At 76.4% G+C, this 12,765-nt stretch carries 14 protein-coding genes; 6 read left to right on the forward strand and 8 right to left on the reverse strand.

The genetic code is table 11. The annotated features are described in order from the left end of the window. The first annotated feature begins 25 nt into the window (after window positions 1-25). Window positions 26-958, forward strand: a complete 933-nt coding sequence (locus tag F6X68_RS23250; protein WP_151456271.1) for an ATP-binding cassette domain-containing protein — start codon at window positions 26-28, stop codon at window positions 956-958. After that, on the forward strand, window positions 955-1,707 hold the full coding sequence (locus F6X68_RS23255; protein ID WP_151456272.1) for an ABC transporter permease subunit: 753 nt from the start codon (window positions 955-957) through the stop codon (window positions 1,705-1,707). Before F6X68_RS23250 ends, F6X68_RS23255 begins: the two co-directional genes overlap by 4 nt. A gap of 54 nt (window positions 1,708-1,761) precedes the next feature. Here the strand turns inward: F6X68_RS23255 and F6X68_RS23260 are convergent, their stop codons facing one another. The 4 genes from F6X68_RS23260 to F6X68_RS23275 all read right to left on the reverse strand — a co-directional run bounded on the left by F6X68_RS23260 (window position 1,762) and on the right by F6X68_RS23275 (window position 6,180). Continuing rightward, window positions 1,762-2,439: a response regulator transcription factor gene (locus tag F6X68_RS23260; protein ID WP_151456273.1), complete on the reverse strand. Its 678-nt coding sequence runs from the start codon at window positions 2,437-2,439 to the stop codon at window positions 1,762-1,764. After that, a complete protein-coding gene (locus F6X68_RS23265) occupies window positions 2,436-4,127 on the reverse strand; it encodes a sensor histidine kinase (RefSeq protein WP_225852383.1) in 1,692 nt (563 codons plus the stop codon). The genes F6X68_RS23260 and F6X68_RS23265 overlap by 4 nt, the downstream gene beginning before the upstream one ends. Window positions 4,128-4,181: 54 nt before the next feature. Beyond that, on the reverse strand, window positions 4,182-4,910 hold the full coding sequence (gene bioD, locus F6X68_RS23270; RefSeq protein ID WP_151456282.1) for a dethiobiotin synthase: 729 nt from the start codon (window positions 4,908-4,910) through the stop codon (window positions 4,182-4,184). A 73-nt stretch (window positions 4,911-4,983) separates the two neighbouring features. Then, on the reverse strand, window positions 4,984-6,180 hold the full coding sequence (locus F6X68_RS23275; protein WP_151456274.1) for an 8-amino-7-oxononanoate synthase: 1,197 nt from the start codon (window positions 6,178-6,180) through the stop codon (window positions 4,984-4,986). Window positions 6,181-6,334: 154 nt separating this feature from the next. Here F6X68_RS23275 and bioB point away from each other — a divergent pair, with 154 nt between their 5' ends. The 3 genes from bioB to F6X68_RS23290 are packed head-to-tail and all read left to right on the forward strand — an operon-like array spanning window position 6,335 to window position 8,072. Then, a complete protein-coding gene (gene bioB / locus F6X68_RS23280) occupies window positions 6,335-7,330 on the forward strand; it encodes a biotin synthase BioB (RefSeq protein WP_151456275.1) in 996 nt (331 codons plus the stop codon). Between the two features lie 8 nt (window positions 7,331-7,338). Further along, complete coding sequence (locus F6X68_RS23285; RefSeq protein WP_151456276.1) at window positions 7,339-7,560, forward strand: hypothetical protein; 222 nt, start codon at window positions 7,339-7,341, stop codon at window positions 7,558-7,560. Window positions 7,561-7,565: 5 nt separating this feature from the next. After that, complete coding sequence (locus tag F6X68_RS23290; protein ID WP_151456277.1) at window positions 7,566-8,072, forward strand: GNAT family N-acetyltransferase; 507 nt, start codon at window positions 7,566-7,568, stop codon at window positions 8,070-8,072. Window positions 8,073-8,092: 20 nt separating this feature from the next. Here F6X68_RS23290 and F6X68_RS23295 read toward each other — a convergent pair whose 3' ends face one another. The 3 genes from F6X68_RS23295 to F6X68_RS23305 all read right to left on the reverse strand — a co-directional run bounded on the left by F6X68_RS23295 (window position 8,093) and on the right by F6X68_RS23305 (window position 10,639). Continuing rightward, on the reverse strand, window positions 8,093-9,535 hold the full coding sequence (locus tag F6X68_RS23295) for a hypothetical protein (RefSeq protein ID WP_151456278.1): 1,443 nt from the start codon (window positions 9,533-9,535) through the stop codon (window positions 8,093-8,095). Beyond that, window positions 9,532-10,050, reverse strand: a complete 519-nt coding sequence (locus tag F6X68_RS23300) for a SigE family RNA polymerase sigma factor (protein WP_151456279.1) — start codon at window positions 10,048-10,050, stop codon at window positions 9,532-9,534. Before F6X68_RS23300 ends, F6X68_RS23295 begins: the two co-directional genes overlap by 4 nt. A 64-nt stretch (window positions 10,051-10,114) precedes the next feature. Then, window positions 10,115-10,639, reverse strand: a complete 525-nt coding sequence (locus F6X68_RS23305) for a DUF488 family protein (protein ID WP_151456280.1) — start codon at window positions 10,637-10,639, stop codon at window positions 10,115-10,117. Between the two features lie 260 nt (window positions 10,640-10,899). Between F6X68_RS23305 and F6X68_RS23310 the strand changes: the two genes are divergently transcribed. Then, window positions 10,900-11,691 (forward strand): endonuclease domain-containing protein, encoded by a 792-nt coding sequence (locus F6X68_RS23310; RefSeq protein WP_225852384.1) that lies wholly within the window; start codon window positions 10,900-10,902, stop codon window positions 11,689-11,691. A 173-nt stretch (window positions 11,692-11,864) separates the two neighbouring features. Here the strand turns inward: F6X68_RS23310 and F6X68_RS23315 are convergent. After that, the coding region (locus F6X68_RS23315; RefSeq protein WP_192581513.1) for a cellulose binding domain-containing protein at window positions 11,865-12,765 on the reverse strand (901 nt) is incomplete at its 5' end.

Genomic DNA, 12,765 nt, shown 5'->3' on the forward strand with positions numbered 1-12,765 from the left:
GGGGTTCCGGACCTAGCGTCGGCGCATGATCACATTACGTGGGTTGACGAAGCGGTTCGGGGGCACGACCGCCGTCGACGCCCTGACCGTCGACATCGGGCCCGGCCGGGTCACCGGCTTCCTCGGCCCGAACGGCGCCGGCAAGTCCACCACCATGCGGATGATCCTCGGGCTGGACCGCCCCACCGCCGGGCAGGCGCTCGTGCGCGGGCGGGCGTACCGGGAGCTGCGGCGCCCGCTGCGTGAGGTCGGCGCGCTGCTCGACGCCCGGGCCGTCCACCCCGCCCGCTCGGGTCGGGCGCACCTGCTCGCGATGGCCCGCAGCAACGGGATACCGGACCGCCGGGTGGACGAGGTGCTCGCCACCGTGGGGCTGGACGCCCGTGCCGCCGCCAAGCCCGGCCGCACCCTCTCCCTCGGCATGGGCCAGCGGCTCGGCATCGCCGGGGCGCTGCTCGGCGACCCGCCGGTGCTGATGTTCGACGAGCCGGTCAACGGCCTCGACCCGGACGGGGTGCGCTGGGTCCGGCAGCTGATGCGATCCCTGGCCGACGAGGGCCGGACGGTCTTCGTCTCCAGCCACCTGATGACCGAGATGCAGCTCACCGCCGACCGGCTGGTGGTGATCGGCCGGGGCCGCCTGCTCGCCGACGCCCCGATCGACGAGGTCATCGCCGGCAGCGCGGTGGCCGTGCGCGTACGCAGCCCGCAGCCGGCCGGCCTCGCCGCCCTCGCCGGGCGCCTCACCGCCGCCGGGGCCGCCGTCGAGCCGGCCGGCCCCGACGAGCTGACCGTCACCGGCGCCACCGTCGAGCGGATCGGCGACCTGGCGTACGAGCTGGGAGTGCGGCTGCACGAGCTCAGCCCACACGGGGCCTCCCTGGAACAGGCCTTCATGGAACTGACCGCCGACAGCGTCGAGTACGCCGGCACCCCGACCGTGAGCGAGGCACGATGAACACGATCTCCGCCGAGTGGACCAAGGTGTGGTCCGTGCGTTCCACCTGGTGGTCCTTGCTGGCCGGGGTGCTGCTGATGGCCGCCACCGCCGGTCAGCTGGCCATCTACGCCGCCAACGCGAACACCAACGACGACCCGGCCGACGACGCCGGGATCGTCACCGCCGGCAGCGTCGTGATCGGCTCGGTCGAGCTGACCCAGTACGCCGTGCTGGCGCTGGGCCTGCTCGTGATCACCAGCGAGTTCACCAGCGGCACGATCCGTACCACCCTGCAGTGCACGCCGTCGCGCGGCCGGGTACTGCTGGCCAAGGCCGTGGTGACCGCGGCGGTGACGTTCGCGCTCGGGCTGCTGCTCGGCGCGGTCGGCGCGCTGGTGGCGCGGCCGGTGCTCGGCCGCTGGGGCGCCGCGCCGGCGGGCGGCACCGTCGGCGACGTCCTGGCGGTGGCGACCTACCTGGCGCTGGTCGGCGTGCTGGCCCTCGGGCTCGGCGCGGCCCTGCGCAGCGCGGTGCTCACCCTGACCGTGCTCGTCGCCACGCTGATGATCGTCCCGCTGTCGTTGCAGGAACCGGACATCGCCGTGCTCAACCGGATCGCCGACGCCTTCCCGGGGGTCGCCGGCGGGCACTTCCTGGCCGGGGACACCGACCCGTACCCGGCACCGGTCGGGTTGCTCCTGCTCGCCGGCTGGGCCGGCGCCGCGCTGCTGCTGGGCCGCGCCGCGCTGCGCCGCCGCGACGCGTAAGCCGGGCGAACGCGCGAGACCGCCGGGACGTGCGAGGCGCCGGGGCGGGGCGGGTCAGCCGGTCGGCTCGACCAGCCCCGCCTCGTAGGCGAGGATCGCCGCCTGCACCCGGTTGCGCACCTCGAGCCGGGTGAAGACGCTCGTCAGGTAGCTCTTCACGGTGCCCTCGACCAGGTGCAGCCGGCGGGCGATCTCGGCGTTGGACAGGCCCGCCCCGACCAGCGCGAGCACCTCCCGCTCCCGCTCGGTCAGCCCCGCGAGCCGGTCCCGGGCCACCGGCCGGCGGGCCAGCCGGTCACCGCCCAGCTCGATGACCCGACGGGCCACCTGCGGTGACAGGTACGCGCCGCCGTCGGCGACGGCGTGCACCCCGGCGATCAACTCGCGTGGGTCGCCGGCCTTGAGCAGGAATCCGCTCGCCCCGTGCCCGAGCGCCCGGGCGACGTGGTCGTCCTCGCCGAACGTGGTCAGCATGAGCGTCGCCGTCTCCGGCACGAGCCGGCGGATCTCGGCGGCGGCGGAGAGCCCGTCCAGCCTCGGCATCCGGATGTCCAGCAGCGCCACCCGGGGCCGGTGCGCCCGGACGAGTTCCACCGCGGCCCGGCCGTCACCCGCCTCGGCCACCACCTCGATACCCGGATCGGTGGCCAGGATGGCCCGGACACCGGCCCGGATCATCGCCTCGTCGTCGGCGAGGACGACCCGCACCGGGCCGGCCGTGTCGGCGTTCATCCGTCGATCCGCTCCTTGCTGACCAGCCGGCCCTCGACGAAGCAGAGCCGCCACGTCGGCTGGGCCAGGGGGAAGTTGCCGTCGGTGTAGTGCTCGCAGCCGGGACGCGCCGTCCCGGCGGGCGGGGCCGACTGCCGTCGGGGCAGCCCGGTCAGCTCGGCGCGCTGCGCGCCCACGGGCATCCGCGCGAAGGCCCCGTCGTCGAGGACCGTACCGGCGGTGGCGACCGGGTAGTAGACGAGGGAGAGGACCAGCGCGAGGCCCGCCGGGGCGCCGAGCGCCGTCAGCAGGCTGAGCCGGACCCGCCGGCGGGCGTCGCGCAGCCGCCGCTCGGCCTCGCCCGGCCGCTCCCCCGGCGCCTCACCGTCGGACGCGTCGGCGCCCGCACCTGGGGCGACCGGAAACCCCGGCCCGTCCGCCTCGCCCGCCTCGTCCGCCTCGCCCGCCGACCAGCCGCCCGCCGGCCACCGGCCGCTGGCGGGGCCGGAGTCGCCTCCACCCGACGGGAGGGCGTCGGCGCCCGCCCGGGCCGCCGCCGGCAGGCGGGCACGGACGGCGAAGCCGCCACCGTCCTGGTGACCGGTCGTCAGGACGCCGCCGGCGAGCCGGACCCGCTCGGCGAGGGCGAGCAGGCCGGAACCGGTGGACGGCGGGCCCGGCAGCGGCCCGGCCGGTGGCGCCGCGTTGACGACGGCCACGTCGATCCGGTCGCCGTTGGCAGCCAGCACGACGCTGACCGGCGCGCCGGGGGCGTAGCGGGCGGCGTTGGTCAGCGCCTCGCGGACCACCCGGTGCGCGGCGTGCGCGGCCATCGGCGGCAGCTGCGCCAGGGCGTCCACGCCGTCCAGGCGCACCGCCATGCCCGCCTCCCGGGCCCCGTCGACCAGCTCGGTGACGCTCTCGTCGGCCGGCCGGGTGGTCGCCGCCCCGTCCGGCTCCCGGAGCACCCCGATGATCCCGTGCAGCCGCTCGGTGGCGGCGGCGACACTGGCCCGCAGCTCCCCGGCGGCGGCCCGGTGCCGGGGCGCGAGGTCGTCGGCCACCTCCAGGGCGGCGGCGCGCAGGGCGATCAGACTCAGGTCGTGCCCGAGCGAGTCGTGCATCTCCTGGGCGATGCGGGCCCGTTCCCGCAGTCGGACCCGCTCCGCGGTGCCCCGCCGCTCGCGCTCCCGCGCCTCGGCGTGCCGGCGGCCGGCCTCGGTCAGGGCGGCCTGCTGCCGCCGGTACCGCCCGACGAGCCACGGGAACACCCCGGCGAAGAGCAGCACCGAGGCGAGCAGGAACCAGGTGGCCGCGCCGGTGCCGAGCAGCCCCAGGTTGAGCGCGGTGCCGCCGGCCGCGAGCGCGGCGAAGGCGACGGCGGCCGGGCGGGCGGTGGCGCTGCGGCGACCGGTCAGATAACTGAACACCGGGATCGCGAAGAGGAAGTTGCCGTCCAGCAACGACCCGAGCACCACCCCGACCAGGGCGACCACCGGCCAGCGCCGGCTCACCGCGACCGCCACCGCGAGCAGCAGCAACGCGCCGGCCAGCCGGGCGGTGGCCGGCCCCGCGTGCGGCGGGGTGACAAGCGCGTACGCGATCGGGGCAGCGGTCGTCGCCCACAGGAGCAGGTCGCCGAGCCGCCGCCGGACGACCTCCCGGGACCGCACCGCGCCGCCCACCCGGACGGACCACCAGTTCCCCACGGCGGTCAGGCTACCCACGCCCGACCTGCGCCGGCACCGACGAAAGTCAGGTGCTCAGCTGATCTCCTCGGCCCACGCGCGCCAGTCGTCGAGCACCCCGTACAGGGCGGGGGTGAGCCAGCCGGACGCGGACCGGCGGAAGACCCCCGGATCCATCGCCCCGGTCCCGGCCGGAAGGGCGCCCATCAGCCTCGGCACCAGGTCGGTCAGGTTGGCCCAGTGCACCAGCTCCGGCGCCGCCGGCCAGGCGCCGACCACCACGCCCGCCGGCACCCCCCGACGTTCCAGGGCCTCCAGCGTCAACGCGGTGTGGTTCAGGGTGCCCAGGCCGGCCCGGGTCACCACCACGGCCGGGCAGCCCAGCGCCACCGCCAGGTCCGCCACCGTCCAGGGCTTCCCCTCCGGCCACAGCCCCATCGGCACGAGCAGGCCGCCCGCGCCCTCGACGAGCACCAGGTCGTGCTTGTCGGCCTCCTCGCGGACCGCGTCGACGGCGGTGTCCAGCTCCAGCGGCGCCAACTGGGCGACCCGGGCCGCCGCCAGCGGGGCGAGCGGGTCGGGGAAGCTGGCCAGGGTCCGGCCGGTCAGCGGGGCGGCCAGCCGGTTGACCGCGTCGACGTCGCCCGGCTCGCCGCCGGCCGTACCCGTCTGGGCGGGCTTGACCACCGCGACCCGCAGGCCGGCCGCCTGCGCGGCGGCCGCGATCGCCGCGGTGACCACCGTCTTGCCGACGTCGGTGTCGGTGCCGGTCACCAGCACCGGCCCGCGCCACGGCCCGGTCATGTCCCCACCCCGGCTCACGGTGTCACCCTTGTTCGCGACTGCGGGGCTCGCAACCCCAGCTCACTCCTCGCGCTCACGGCGTCACCCTTGTTCGCGACTGCGGGGCTCGCAACCCCAGCTCACTCCTCGCGCTGACGGGTGCACACTCCACGATGGTCTCCAGTGCCCGCTCGAAGTCCGCTCGGGAGATGCCGGCGCCGATGGTCAGCCGCAGCCGGGACCGGTTGTCCGGCGTGGACGGGGGCCGGAAACAGCCGACGGCGACTCCCCGGTCGCGGCAGTCGGCCGCCCAGGCGCTCGCCGCCTCAGGGCCGGGAGCGGTGACCGAGACGACCGCGCCGTCGGGGGCGGAGACCGCCAGCCCGGCGGCGCCCAGCCGGCGTACGACCAGGGCGGCCCGCTCGGCCAGCTCCGCGCGCAGGTCGTCGCCGGCGCGGGCCAGCCCGACGGCGGCGTGCACGCCCGCGGCCACGGCCGGAGGCAGCGCGGTGTCGAAGATGAAGGTCCGGCCGGTCTCGATCACGTGCCGGACGAACTCCGCCGGCCCGGCGACCACCCCGCCCGCGCCGCCGAGGGCCTTGGAGAGGGTGGCGGTGACGACCACGTCGGGCTGGCCGGCGAGGCCGGCGGCGGCGACGCCCCCGGCGCCCGCCGGGCCGGTCACCCCGAGGGCGTGCGCGTCGTCGACCAGCAGCAACGCGCCGTGCTCCCGGGCGACGGCGTGCAGCCGGGCCAGCGGGGCCAGGTCGCCGTCGACGGAGAAGACCGACTCGGTGACGACCACCGCCGGCCGGCCGGGCGCGGCGGCGAGCGCGGCGGCCACCGCCGCGACGTCGGCGTGCGGGGTCACCACCGTCTCGGCGCCCGAGATCCGGCAGCCGTCGATCAGGGAGGCGTGGTTGTGGGCGTCGGAGACGAGCAGCGTACGGGGCCGCACCAGCGCCCGGACCGCCCCGAGGTTCGCCAGGTAGCCGGAGGAGAAGACGAGGGCCCGTTCGGCGCCGAGCCAGTCGGCGAGGGTGTCCTCGAGCGCGTGGTGGGCGTCGGTGGAGCCCCGCACCAGCCGCGACCCGGTGGCCCCCAGCCCGTACGCCGACAGCGCCCGCGCCGCCGCGGCGGTGACCTGGGGGTGGGTGGCCAGGCCGAGGTAGTCGTTGCCGGCCAGGTCGACCACGGCGTCGCCGGCGGCCCGGGGTCGCAGCCGGCGGGTCAGCCCCGCCTTCGCGCGTAGTTCGGCGCGGCGGTCGAGCGCCGCCAGCCAGTCCGCCACCGTCACCCCCACGCCGCCCCGCCGGCCGTCGTCGGCCGATTCCGCCGGGCGAAATTACCACCCACGGCCCCGGGCCCGGCGTGTCCACCCCTGCGCCGGCGGCCCGACACGCGGGCCGTTTCTCCCGGCCAGGTGGCCTTGTAGGGTACGAGCCATGCCAGAGATCCTCGACCAGGCCCGAACCCAGGTGCTGGAGAACGGCGTCGGTCTCGACGAGGCCGGCGTCCTCGCCGTGCTGAACCTGCCCGACGAGCAGCTGCCCGCCGCCCTCCAGCTCGCCCACGAGGTGCGGATGCGGTGGTGCGGGCCCGAGGTGGAGGTCGAGGGGATCGTCTCGCTGAAGACCGGCGGGTGCCCGGAGGACTGCCACTTCTGCTCGCAGTCGGGCCTGTTCACCTCCCCGGTCCGGTCGGTCTGGCTGGACATTCCCTCGCTGGTCGAGGCGGCGAAGCAGACCGCGGCGACCGGGGCGACGGAGTTCTGCATCGTGGCGGCGGTGCGCGGCCCGGACGCCCGGCTGATGAAGCAGATGCGCGAGGGCGTCGCCGCGATCAAGGCCGAGGTCGACATCCAGGTGGCCGCGTCGCTGGGCATGCTCAGCAAGGAGCAGGTCGACGAGCTGGTCGACATGGGCGTGCACCGCTACAACCACAACCTGGAGACCTGCCGCTCCTACTTCCCCAACGTGGTCACCACGCACTCCTGGGAGGAGCGCTGGGAGACCCTGCGGATGGTCCGCGAGTCCGGCATGGAGGTCTGCTGCGGCGGCATCCTCGGCCTCGGCGAGACGGTGGAGCAGCGGGCCGAGTTCGCCGCGCAGCTCGCCGAGCTGGACCCGCACGAGGTCCCGCTGAACTTCCTCAACCCCCGCCCCGGCACCCCGCTGGGCGACCGGCCGGTGGTGGAGGGCAAGGACGCGCTGCGCGCCATCGCCGCCTTCCGGCTGGCCATGCCGCGCACCATCCTGCGGTACGCGGGCGGCCGGGAGATCACCCTCGGTGACCTGGGCACCCGCGACGGCCTGCTGGGCGGCATCAACGCGGTGATCGTCGGCAACTACCTGACCACGCTGGGCCGGCCGGCGACGGCCGACCTGGACCTGCTCGACGACCTGAAGATGCCGGTCAAGGCGCTTTCCGCGACGCTGTGAGCGCCCCGGTGACGACGAGTGACGCGGTGCCGGCGGCCGACAGGGCGTCGGCCGCCTGGTGCGACCGCTGCGGCGAGGCCGTGGCGGCCGGGTCGCACGACGGGTGCGCGGCGGCCCGGGTGCTCGAGCCGCCGCGCTTCTGCGCGCACTGCCGCCGGCGGATGAAGGTGCAGGTGCTGCCGGTCGGCTGGGCGGCCGTCTGCGTCGAGCACGGCGAGATCCGGGGCTGAGGGCGATGCTGCGGGGCCGGGCGGTGACCCTGCGGCCGGCGACGGCCGCCGACGTGGCGGCGCTCGCCGCGATCCGGGCCACCCCGGAGGTCCGGCGCTGGTGGCGCGGCGGCGACGACCTGGTCGCCGCCGTCCGGGCCGACCTCGCCGACGAGGCCCTGACGGTGTACGCGATCGAACACGACGGCCGGGTGGTCGGCGCGATCCAGTGGTACGCCGAGGACGACCCCGACTACCGGCACGCCAGCATGGACGTCTTCCTCGACCCGGCGGTACGCGGCGCGGGGCTCGGCGGAGACGCGATCCGCACCCTGGTCCGGCACCTGATCGACGAGCACGGCCACCACCGGTTCACCATCGACCCGGCGGCGGCGAACACGGCGGCCGTCCGGGCGTACGCGAAGGTCGGCTTCCGTCCCGTCGGGGTGCTGCGCCGCTACGAACGCGGCGAGGACGGGCGCTGGCACGACGGGCTGCTGATGGACCTGCTCGCCGACGACCTGGCCGACTGAGCCGACCGGGTCGAGCCTCGTCAGCGGCCCGGCGGGGCGGGGCGGATCGTCCGCAGCCATCGTCGGCGCCGCCGCCAGAGCAGCACCGCCCCCAGCACGGCGGCGACGAGCAGGGCCGGCGGCACGGCCACGAACAGGATGACCGGCCGGGCCGGGAACGGGCGAGGGTCGGTCGCCGGAGCGCCGAAGCGGCCGGCCACCAGCAGGTCCCGCGCCACGTCCATCGCCCACACCTGACCGGGCGGGTCGAGCAGCGTCTCGACGTGACCGTCGGGGCGCAGGGCCACCAGTTGGACGTGCCCCGTCTCCCAGTAGCCGGTGTCGTTCCAGTCCGGGAGGTCGGTCGTGCTAGTGCCCGGCTCCGGCTCGTAGCGCAACGCCACCAGTTCGGTCCCACCGCGCCAGCCGAGCGCTCGCAGTGCCTGCCCGCGTACCGGCGGGAGCGCGGGGCCGGCGCCGTCGCGTCCGGTGGCGGCGTCGACGTACTCGACACGCCAGGTGCGGGCGGCCCGCTGGTCCGCGTCGCACCGGGTCAGGCAGCCGTCCAGGTGGAGCACGGCGACGGCTGAGCCGTCGGGGGTGAACGCGCCGATCCCGGCGAGCCGGCGTTCCGGCCCCAGCCGCCTGGACCAGGACGACTCCCCTTCGCGGTCGAGCATGACCAGTTCCTCGCCCGCGCTGACCACGATCCGTGAACCGTCCGGGGAGAAGGCGGCCAGCGAGCCGGTCCGCACGCTCCACCGGTCGCCGAGCCCCGGCCCGAGTTCCCTGGTCGCGCCGCTGGCCAGCTCCAGCAGCACCAGCCGGCTGGGCCGGCGGTCGTCCTCGGCGTCGTGGTCCACGGGTTCCGCCGAGTGGTGCAGGACGAGCAGTGCGCTGCCGTCGGGCGCCCAGGCCACCGGTGTGCCGCAGCAGGTGCCGCCGGCCCAGCCGGTGAAGACCCGGCGGCTGCCGTCGGTGAGGTCGGTGACGCCCACCCAGCCGTCGTTGGAATCGTCGGCGACGTACCGGCCGTCCGGGGAGAGCAGCACCTCCTCCCCCGCGACACTCTCCCGGCCGCCGTAGAGCAACATCCGGTACCGGCCGTCGCGGCCGAGGACCGCGACCTTGCCCTCGTGGTCGAGGCCGTCGACACCGCGCAGGCCGAGGCCGCCGCCGCTGAACAGCAGCGAGGCCGGCCCGGGCGGGTCCTGCTGCACGGTGGCCTGCCACATGTACGGCAGGCCGATCCGCTCCGGCACGCCGTCCGGGGCCGCCGCCGGCGTCGCCCACGGGCCCGGCGCCGTGAGCCCGGCCGGCACGCCGAGCGCGGAGGCCAGCACCGCCACCAGCGCCGCCCCCGCGGTACGCCAGCGGGCCCGCCGCCGCTGCCGCCGCCCGGTGGCCCACGGGTCGCCGGGCAGCCGGGCCGGCGGCATCCGCTCGCCCAGCTCACGCAGCGCGATACGCAACTCCTCGCTCATCGGTCCTCCCGGGTGGTGACGCCGACCAGGTCGGCCAGTTCGGGGGCGTGTGCCCGCAGCCGCGCCAGGGCGTCCCGCGTCTGGCTCTTGACGGTCGAGACCGAGCAGCCGAGTGCGTCAGCGGTCTCCGCCTCGGTGAGGTCCTCGAAGAAGCGAAGCACCAGCACGGCCCGTTGGCGTGGGGCGAGCCGGGCCAGTGCGGCACGGACCACCATCGCGCGGGCGACGCCGGCGGTCCCGTCGGGCATCGCCTGCTCCGGCGGGTCCGCGCGCAGGTCCACGTCCCGCCAGCGACGCCGCCAGAGCGAGACGTGCTGGGTGTACATGGTCCGCCGGACGTACGGCTCGGGGTCGCCGGCCGCGCTCACCCGCTCCCAGTGCCGAGCTACCCGGACCAACGTGAGCTGCACGAGATCCTCGGCCTGGTGCTGGTCACCGGTCAGCAGCCACGCCGCCCGGGACAGCGCCGCGATCCGCCCGGACACGTACGCCCGGAACGACTCCTCAGGGTCCACGCCCACCTCCTGACACGGAGCACGCCCGGCGGTGGCCGCGCGGGTGGGTCCGGCGGGGAGCTTTTCAGGCGTCCCAGATCAGGTCGCCGTCCGGCAGCTGGCGGGCGCCCTCGGCGGGGCGGTGCGGGGTGAGCCGGCCGTCCGGCATCAGGTGGGACACCGGCACGCCGCGCCCCAGCACGGCGACGTCGGCGATCAGCCGCCGGTGGCAGCGCCACCAGACGCTCTCGCTGCACATCACCGCCGTGGTCCGGGCCGCCGCGTCCGCCAGCACCGCCTCCAGCGCCGTCCGGAAGTCTGCGGTACGGGTGTACGCCGCGTACGCCCGGAAGGCGGCGACGGTCCACCAGGTGTCCGGCTCGTCGGTGCCGGCCGGGGTGTGCCGCCGGCCGCCGAGGCGCTGCTCCCAGCGGTAGTCCACGCCGGCCGCCAGCAGCCAGCGGGCCAGTTCCTCGCAGCGTACGTCGGGGTTGGTCCGGCTGGCCGGGAACCGCCGCACGTCCACGACGAGCGTGACCCCGGCGCCGGCCAGCAGCTCGCCCAGGCGCTCCCGGTCCGCCGCCCCGTGCCCCACCGTCAGCAACTCCACGAGGAGGGAATGCCCCGAATCGCGAGCGGTTACCGCCCGGGATCTCCGCGCGGGGCGGCGGGAGGCGCAGCCGGCGGCGAGGCTGCGACGGGTGTACCCCGACCTTCCGGCCGACGAGGCCGACGCGCTCGACTGGCTGACGTTCGAGCAGGCCGGCGTCGTTCACCACCGCCCAGGCGACCCGTTCGCTGACCGAGGGCACCGTACGCGGACGCGTGCGCTCCGGACGGTGGCGTGCGATCTGCCGGGGTGTCGTGCTGATGGGCAACGGCCGGCTGACCCGGGACCAGCAACTGTGGGTCGCCGTGCTCGCCACCGGGCCCGGTGCTGTCCTGGCCGGCCCGACGGCTGCCGCCGAGGCGGGCGTACGCGGACTGCGGCGCGAGCCGCTGCACGTGCTCGTGCCGGCGCACCGGCGGGCGGGGCGCACCGTGCTGGGCCGGCTGCCGATCGACATGCCGGCGGTCGTCGTGCACCGCGCGTCGGTGCTGCCACCGGCGCATCTCCAGCTCGCCCGACCGCCGCGGACCACCACGGCCCGGGCGCTGGTGGACGCGGCCGGCTGGGCCCGCACCGTCGACCAGGCGCAGGCGGCGCTGGCGGCCGGCTGTCAGCAGCGACGGGTCACGCCGGCGGAGTTGTCGGCGGTGCTGGACGCGCTGCCCCGGGCCCGTCGGCGGGCGTTGATCCGGCAGACCGTGGCCGACATCGCCGGTGGCGCGGAGGCGCTCTCGGAGATCGACTTCGTCCGGCTCTGCCGCCGCCACGGCCTGCCCGCGCCTCACCTCCAGCAGCGGCGCGCCGACGCCTCCGGGCGGACGCGGTGGCTCGACGCGTACTGGCGGGAGTGGGGGTTGCACGTCGAGATCGACGGCGCGCACCACATGGACGTCCGGCACTGGGCGGCCGACATGCGGCGCCAGAACGACGTCTGGACCTCGGGGGACCGCGTCCTCCGCTTCCCGGCGTGGCTGATCCGCGCCCGCCCCACCGAGGTGGCCGACTCCCTCCGCCGCGCCCTGACGGCCGCCGGCTGGCGCCCCGAGGGATGAATCTTGGACAGTTGCCGTTCCGCGAGAACGGCAACTGTCCAAGATTCCGGCTGGCGCGGACGGTGACGTCCGCCGGTGGCGCGGACGGTGACGTCCGCGCCCGCCGGGAACGCGGACGGCGATGCGTCCGCGCCAGCCCGCCGGTGGCGCGGACAGCGCCACCGGGGATCAGGCTAGGAGACGGTGCAGGGGGTGCCGTTGAGGGTGAACGCGGCGGGCTTGGGGTTCGATCCGGTGTGGGTGCCGTTGAAGCCGAAGCTGGTCGACGCGCCCGGCGCGAGCCGGCCGTTGTAGGAGAGGCTGGTGGCGGTGACCGCGGCGCCGGTCTGGGTCCACGTCGCCGACCAGCCCTGGCCGACCTTCTGGCCGGCGTGGGGGAAGGTGAAGGCGAGCGTCCAGCCGTCGATCGCGGTGGTGCCCGTGTTGGTGAGGGTGACGTTCGCGGTGAAGCCGCTGTCCCAGCCGCTGGTCGTCCAGGTCACGGCGCAGCCGCCGGACGCGGGCGGGTCGGCGGTGGTGACGGCGACCGGCGCGGACGCCGCCGAGGCGTTACCGGCCGCGTCCACCGCCACCACGTGGAACTGGTACGCGGTCGCGGCGGTCAGCCCGGTCACCGCCAGCGTGGTGCCGGTGGGCGAGCCGACCAGCGTGTCCCCGCCGGCGGCCGACCGGTAGACGCGGTAGCCGGTGACGGCGACGTTGTCGGTGGACGCGGCCCAGCTCAGGGTGAGCCCGGTGGCGGTGACCGCCGAGGCGGTCGGGGTGCCGGGTCGGGTCGGCGCGACGGTGTCGGGTGCCGGGGCGGCCGGCGTGGTCACCTCGGCCACGGGCGAGGCGGTCGACCGGTTGCCGGCGCCGTCGCGGGCCCGCACCGTGAAGCGGTACGTCCGCTCGGGCAGCAGCCGGGTCACGGCCAGGGTGTTGGTGGCCGAGTTGAGCAGGACGAGCGCGTCGCTACCCACCTGCGCCTGGGTGACCTCGTAGCCGGCCAGCCCGCTGCCGCCGGCGTCGGTGGCCGCGGGCCAGGTGAGGGTCAGCCCGGTCGCGGTGACGGCCGAGGCGACGGGGGTGCCG

Origin of the sequence: Micromonospora sp. AMSO12t, from assembly GCF_008806585.1 — a bacterium.
Lineage (GTDB): Bacteria > Actinomycetota > Actinomycetes > Mycobacteriales > Micromonosporaceae > Micromonospora > Micromonospora reichwaldensis.

Coding starts and splice junctions, on each gene's coding strand:
- F6X68_RS23250 (WP_151456271.1), top strand. CDS start 26: ATGATCACATTACGTGGGTTGACGAAGCGGTTCGGGGGCACGACCGCC.
- F6X68_RS23255 (WP_151456272.1), top strand. CDS start 955: ATGAACACGATCTCCGCCGAGTGGACCAAGGTGTGGTCCGTGCGTTCC.
- F6X68_RS23260 (WP_151456273.1), bottom strand. CDS start 2,439: ATGAACGCCGACACGGCCGGCCCGGTGCGGGTCGTCCTCGCCGACGAC.
- bioD (WP_151456282.1), bottom strand. CDS start 4,910: ATGACCGGGCCGTGGCGCGGGCCGGTGCTGGTGACCGGCACCGACACC.
- bioB (WP_151456275.1), top strand. CDS start 6,335: ATGCCAGAGATCCTCGACCAGGCCCGAACCCAGGTGCTGGAGAACGGC.
- F6X68_RS23290 (WP_151456277.1), top strand. CDS start 7,566: ATGCTGCGGGGCCGGGCGGTGACCCTGCGGCCGGCGACGGCCGCCGAC.
- F6X68_RS23295 (WP_151456278.1), bottom strand. CDS start 9,535: ATGAGCGAGGAGTTGCGTATCGCGCTGCGTGAGCTGGGCGAGCGGATG.
- F6X68_RS23310 (WP_225852384.1), top strand. CDS start 10,900: ATGGGCAACGGCCGGCTGACCCGGGACCAGCAACTGTGGGTCGCCGTG.